Genomic DNA, 6,235 nt, shown 5'->3' with positions numbered 1-6,235 from the left:
AGCCTCCGCGCCGCCGTCGCCGCGCTCGAAGCCGAGGGACGTTCCGCGGGGGCGTGAGGCGTGAGGCGTGAGACGTGAGGCGTGCCGCGGGGTGCGGGGCGACTCGACGTCCCCTGATCCGTCGCGACGATGTGCGTCCGGACTGAGAAGAGCGGGCGCCCTCCCAACCCGAAAAAAGGAGGACGCCCGCGAGCGGGCCGTCCACGCCGACAGGGATACCGGTGTGGACGGAGGACCCCGCTCACCGCGGGGCACACTGCAGCACGTTGCCCTCGCGATCGGTCCGCCGATGGATCAGGCACCTGCGGACCGAAGTTGTGTGTCCACAATATCAGCGGACACCGGGTTGCGCAAACCGCTGTGGCCGTTCTGGCAGGATTGCCGCATGGCGACCACCGTGACGGCACCCCGTGGCATGCGCGACTTCCTCCCGGCGGACAAGGCTCGTCGGGAGCACGTGCTGGGGGTCGTCCGCGGCGTGTACGCGCGGCACGGGTTCGACGAGATCGAGACGCCCGTGGTCGAGGACGCGGCGCGGCTGCACTCCGGACTCGGCGGCGACAACGAGAAGCTCGCGTTCGCCGTGATGAAGCGGGGGCTCACCGTCGAGGACCTCCGGGCGGCCGACGCACCGCTCGACCTCGCCGACCTCGGGCTGCGCTTCGACCTGACCGTGCCGCTCGCCCGTTTCTACGCCTCACACCGCGCCGAGCTGCCGACAGTCTTCCGATCGGTGCAGATCGCGCCCGTCTGGCGTGCCGAGCGTCCGCAGAAGGGGCGCTACCGGCAGTTCGTGCAGTGCGACATAGACATCCTCGGGGAGCCGGGGCAGCTCGCCGAGATCGAACTCATCCGTGCGACGACCGACGCCCTCGATGCACTGGGGGTGTCCGGGACGTCGATCCGGATCAACGACCGGCGGATCCTGCTCGGACTGCTCGCGTCGTGGGGGATCACCGACGCGGGCGCAGCCGACCGTGCGCTCATCACGATCGACAAGCTCGACAAGATCGGGCCGGACGGCGTCGCCGCCGAGCTCCGGGAGACGACCGGCTCGCTCCTGCCCGGGCTCGAGGACACCATCCGTGCGCTCGAGTCCGCGGACTGGGACTCGGTCGGGGGAGCGGCGTGGCTCGACGAGGACGCGTTCGGCGAGCTGCTCGGCCTCCGGGCGGCCCTCGACGGCGTGGACCTCCGGTTCGACCCGACGCTCGTGCGTGGCATGGGCTACTACACCGGCACGATCTTCGAGGTGGCGCACCCCGACTTCGGGTACAGCCTCGGCGGCGGTGGTCGCTACGACGGGATGATCGGGCGTTTCCTCGGCCAGGACGTCCCGGCGGTGGGGTTCTCGCTCGGCTTCGAGCGGCTCGTCGACCTCGTCACGCTGCCGGACGCCGAGTCAGCAGACGCCGTCGTGCTGCTCTACGACAAGGACGTCGAACCGGCCCGACTCGCCGCCCTCAAGAGCGAGGCGCTCGCCACGCACCAGCGCGTCCGGCTCGAGAAGCGCACGAAGAACACCAAGAACCAGCTCGCGGCGCTCGCGGCGCAGGGCTTCGGCGCGTTCGCGTCGGTCCGCGCGGACACGACCTCGCTCGACGGGGTCGAGTTCCGTCCGCTCGGCTGACCGGTCGAGCTGACGGGTCGGTCTGGCAGCGCCTTCCGACCGGTCGCTGTCCGTGCGCCACCGGCCGTTCTCCACAGTGAGCGTCATGCGGAGCATCGTGTCCACCGGGCCTCGGTAGGATCGGACCCGCAATCACCACAACCGAACTCGTAGGGAGTACCCCGTGGCCCAGATCGATGCCGTAGGCGCACGCGAAGTCCTCGATTCCCGAGGCAACCCGACGGTCGAGGTCGAGGTCCTCCTCGACGACGGCGTCGTCTCGCGCGCGCTCGTCCCGTCCGGTGCCTCCACCGGCGCGTTCGAGGCGTACGAGCTCCGTGACGGCGACGCGTCCCGCTACGGCGGCAAGGGCGTCCTGAAGGCCGTCGATGCCGTCCTCGACGAGATCGGCCCGGCGCTCGAGGGCTTCGACGCCACCGACCAGCGCCTCGTCGACGCCGCGCTCATCGAGCTCGACGGCACCGAGAACAAGTCCCGCCTCGGCGCGAACGCGATCCTCGGCGCCTCGCTCGCCGTCGCCCGCGCCGCCGCCGACTCGGCGGACCTGCCGCTGTTCCGTTACCTCGGCGGCCCGAACGCGCACACGCTGCCTGTCCCGCTGATGAACGTCGTCAACGGTGGCGCGCACGCCGACACCAACGTCGACATCCAGGAGTTCTTCCTCGTGCCCTACGGCGCCGAGTCGTTCTCCGAGGCGCTCCGCTGGGGTGTCGAGACCTACCACGCCCTCAAGGGCGAGCTGAAGAAGCAGGGCCTCGCGACGGGCCTCGGCGACGAAGGCGGCTTCGCGCCCGAGCTGGCATCGAACCGCGCCGCGCTCGACTTCCTGCTCGCCGCGATCGAGAAGGCCGGCTTCACCCCGGGCAAGGACATCGCGCTCGGCCTCGACGTCGCCGCGACCGAGTTCTTCCAGGACGGCAAGTACGCGTTCGAGGGCAAGCAGCTCTCGAGCGAGGAGTTCACCGGCTACTTCGCCGACCTCGTCGCGAACTACCCCCTCGTCACCATCGAGGACGCCCTGGCCGAGGACGACTGGGAGGGCTGGAAGCACCTCACCGCCGAGCTCGGCTCGAAGCTCCAGCTCGTGGGCGACGACCTGTACGTCACGAACCCGAAGCGTCTGCAGCGGGGCATCGACGAGCAGGCCGGCAACTCGATCCTGGTGAAGGTGAACCAGATCGGCACGCTCACCGAGACGCTCGACGCCGTGTCGCTCGCGCACCGCCACGGCATGACCGCGATCCTGTCGCACCGCTCGGGCGAGACCGAGGACACCACCATCGCCGACATCGCGGTGGCGGTCGACGGCGGGCAGATCAAGACCGGTGCCCCGGCTCGCTCGGACCGCGTCGCGAAGTACAACCAGCTGCTCCGCATCGAGGAGGAGCTCGGCGACGCCGCGGTCTACGCCGGTCGCTCGGCCTTCCCGCGCGCGGCGGCCCTGTAGCACTCCAGCGCCACCACGAGACGCCGTCCTCCTCGCGGAGGGCGGCGTCTCGCCGTGTCAGTCCCGCCGGGGCAGGCGCAGTGGAGGGAACGCGAGGCGGTCCGGCGGGGCCGAGTCGTGCCTCCCGGCCGACGCTGGGAGGGTGCCCGACACCCGCGTGCCGGGGCCGACTGCCCACCCGCCCCGGGTTATCGTCGGCTCGTGCCCAGCCAGAAGCCCCGCGTCCGCCGCGTCCCCGTGGCGATGCCGCACGCCGGTGCGGCCGCACACCAGCCCTGGTACCGCTCGATCCGGTTCTCCGGGTTCAGCCTGCTGATGCTCGCGATCATCGTGCTGTTCGTGGTCGTGCTCGCGCCGTCGCTCCGCACGCTCATCCAGCAGCAGGAGCAGATCGCACAGCAGCAGCAGCAGGTCGCCGCGCAAGAGGCCGACGTGTCGCAGAAGAAGCAGGACGTCGCGCGCTGGGACGACCCCGCCTACATCGAGGCGCAGGCCCGTGACCGACTGCTCTACGTGTACCCGGGCGAGGAGAGCTACCTCGTGATGGGGAGCGAGGGCACGAAGGACTCCGGCCGACCGGAGACCGACTCGGGGACCCCGGTGAGCTCGACCGTGCAGACGCCGAAGGTCGACTGGGTGCAGGCGATGCTCTCGTCGGTGCTCAAGTCGGGGCTCAGCGACGAGAGCACCGAGGAGCTCGTCGCACCGGACGTCTCCGGCACCGGCGACACGAAGTAGGACGACGCTCAGGACTCGGGTAGGCTCACGTACCCGTGACGACCCCTCCCTTCGACCCGCCCACCGAGCACGACGTCCGCGTCGTGTCGGCGCAGCTCGGGCGACCGGCTCGCGACGTCATCGGGATCGCGGCACGCTGCGTCTGTGGCAACCCCACGGTCGTGTCCACGAAGCCCCGGCTGTCGAACGGCACCCCGTTCCCGACGCTGTACTACCTGTGCCACCCCGCGGCCACCGCTGCGGTCAGCACCCTCGAGGCCACCCAGGTCATGCCGGAGCTGGCGGCCCTGCTCGAGGACCCGGACGTCGCGGACCAGTACCGCGCCGCCCATGAGTCGTACCTGGCCGATCGCGAGTCGATCGAGCACGTCGACGAGATCGACGGCATCAGCGCCGGTGGCATGCCCACCCGCGTGAAGTGCCTCCACGCCCTCGTCGGTCACGCCCTCGCCGCCGGACCCGGCGTCAACCCCATCGGCGACCTCGCGCTCCAGCGTGCGGACTGGTCGCCCTCCCGGTGTGCGTGCCGGGCGTATGATGAGGACGCAGACGCCGGAGTCGGGGCGGGTGGCGGCGAGCTCTGACCAGCCTCCCGGCAAACCACCCCACTCCAAGGAGATCATCCCCCGTGCCCAAGATCCTCGTCGTCGGCGGCGGTTACGCCGGTTTCTACACCGCCTGGAAGCTCGAGAAGCACCTGCGTCAGGGTGAAGCCGAGGTCGTCATGGTCGACCCGCTCCCGTACATGACGTACCAGCCGTTCCTGCCCGAGGTCGCCGCCGGTTCGATCGAGCCGCGTCACGCGGTCGTCTCCCACCGTCGTCACCTCAAGAAGACCCGGGTCGTCACGGCGAAGGTCACGAAGGTCGACCACGCCGCCAAGACCGCGACGATCACGCCGTCCGAGGGTGAGCCGTGGGAGGAGACCTACGACCAGATCGTCATGACCGCCGGTGCCGTCTCGCGCACGTTCCCGATCCCGGGTGTCGCGGACGAGGCGATCGGCCTCAAGACGATCGAGGAAGCCGCGGCCATCCGCGACAAGATCCTCGTCAACTTCCACAAGGCGGCGAACCTGCCGGCCGGTCCCGAGCGCGACCGCCTGCTGACCGTCGTCGTGGTCGGCGGTGGCTTCGCCGGCATCGAGGTGTTCGCCGAGCTCCGCTCGTTCGTCTCCGACCTGCTCAAGAGCTACCCCCAGCTGTCGTTCGACGACACCCACTTCCACCTCGTCGAGGCGATGGGCCGCATCATGCCCGAGGTTTCGCTCGAGACCTCGCACTGGGTGCTCGAGAACCTCGCGTCGCGCGGTGCGACCGTCCACCTCGAGACGCAGCTCGCGTCGGCCGAGGGCGGTGTCTGCCAGCTCAAGGCGAAGGACGAGTCGATCCAGACGATCCCGTCCGACCTCATCATCTGGACCGCCGGCGTCATGGCGAACCCGATGGTCAAGGGCACCGACTTCCCGCTCGAGCAGCGCGGCCGCATCCGCGTGCAGCCCGACCTCCGTGTGGTCGACGACAACGGCGTGGTCGCCGATGCGTGGGCCTGCGGTGACGTCGCCGCCGTGCCGGACCTCACGGGTGGTGGCGTCGGCGGGTTCTGCGTGCCGAACGCCCAGCACGCGGTCCGTCAGGCGAAGCAGCTCGCGAAGAACCTCGTCGCGGTCATCCGGGGCGAGGCCACGACCGACTACAAGCACGAGAACCTCGGCGCCGTCGCGGGCCTCGGTCTCGGCATCGGCGTGTTCCAGTCCGGCAAGTTCGCGATGAAGGGCTTCCTCGCCTGGGGTGCCCACCGTGGCTACCACGGCCTCGCGATGCCGTCGTGGGAGCGCAAGTGGCGCGTCATCGGCGACTGGGTGGGCGGCTTCTTCCTCGGCCGCGACATCGCGTCGCTCGACGACCGCGAGACCCCGCGTGCGGCGTTCGAGGCCTTCGCCTCGCGGCCGAAGCCGGCCGTCGAGGCTCCGGCCCCGGCAGCTGCCGCAGCTCCGGCTCCGGAGGAGGGCAAGCCCGCCGACGCGGCCGGCCCCGCGTACGCGACGCCCGCCGAGGACGTCTCCAAGGAGGCCGAGCCGGTGAAGGCCGAGGCGTCCGCCGAGGCGAAGTAGGCTCCAGCCCCATCACGGACGGCGGTCACCCTGCGGGGTGGCCGCCGTCCGTCGTTCCGGGCAGCGCCGGCTCGGTAGGCTGTTGCGGCCCGCCCCCGTGGCCCAACCGGTAGAGGCATGCGACTTAAAATCGCCGAGTTGTGGGTTCGAGTCCCACCGGGGGTACGCGTTGGGTGACCGACACCCGACTTACAATCGCCGAGTTGTGGGTTCGAGTCCCACCGGGGGTACGCGTTGGGTGACCGTGCGACCGTGCGACCGTGCGACCGTGCGACCGTGAGCCGCTGGCCGAGACTCGGCTTCGCGG

The 6,235-nt window shown here is 70.6% G+C and carries 5 protein-coding genes and 1 tRNA gene; all 6 read left to right on the top strand.

Annotation, left to right across the window (positions count from 1 at the left end; all coding sequences use genetic code 11):
• The first annotated feature begins 385 nt into the window (after positions 1–385).
• The 6 genes from hisS to NS184_RS11605 all read left to right on the top strand — a co-directional run bounded on the left by hisS (position 386) and on the right by NS184_RS11605 (position 6,093).
• Positions 386–1,630 (top strand): histidine--tRNA ligase, encoded by a 1,245-nt coding sequence (gene hisS / locus NS184_RS11630; RefSeq protein ID WP_058726281.1) that lies wholly within the window; start codon positions 386–388, stop codon positions 1,628–1,630.
• Between the two features lie 163 nt (positions 1,631–1,793).
• On the top strand, positions 1,794–3,077 hold the full coding sequence (gene eno, locus NS184_RS11625) for a phosphopyruvate hydratase (protein ID WP_058726280.1): 1,284 nt from the start codon (positions 1,794–1,796) through the stop codon (positions 3,075–3,077).
• A 201-nt stretch (positions 3,078–3,278) separates the two neighbouring features.
• Positions 3,279–3,815, top strand: coding sequence for an FtsB family cell division protein (locus tag NS184_RS11620; RefSeq protein WP_058726279.1), 537 nt, complete (start codon positions 3,279–3,281; stop codon positions 3,813–3,815).
• Positions 3,816–3,850: 35 nt separating this feature from the next.
• Entirely contained in the window at positions 3,851–4,399 is a 549-nt protein-coding gene (locus tag NS184_RS11615; RefSeq protein ID WP_058726278.1) for a DUF501 domain-containing protein, read from the top strand.
• Between the two features lie 44 nt (positions 4,400–4,443).
• On the top strand, positions 4,444–5,928 hold the full coding sequence (locus tag NS184_RS11610) for an NAD(P)/FAD-dependent oxidoreductase (protein WP_058726277.1): 1,485 nt from the start codon (positions 4,444–4,446) through the stop codon (positions 5,926–5,928).
• A gap of 91 nt (positions 5,929–6,019) precedes the next feature.
• A tRNA-Leu gene (locus tag NS184_RS11605) sits at positions 6,020–6,093 on the top strand.
• The last annotated feature ends 142 nt before the right edge of the window (positions 6,094–6,235 follow it).

The organism is Curtobacterium luteum, from assembly GCF_001475545.1.
In the GTDB taxonomy this organism is placed as follows: domain Bacteria; phylum Actinomycetota; class Actinomycetes; order Actinomycetales; family Microbacteriaceae; genus Curtobacterium; species Curtobacterium luteum_A.
Note: the sequence above shows the minus strand (reverse complement) of the source record. Positions and strands in the feature narration are given on the sequence as shown.

What these genes read in the sequence shown, in the direction of transcription:
- hisS (WP_058726281.1), top strand. Translation starts at nt 386, where the DNA reads ATGGCGACCACCGTGACGGCACCCCGTGGCATGCGCGACTTCCTCCCG.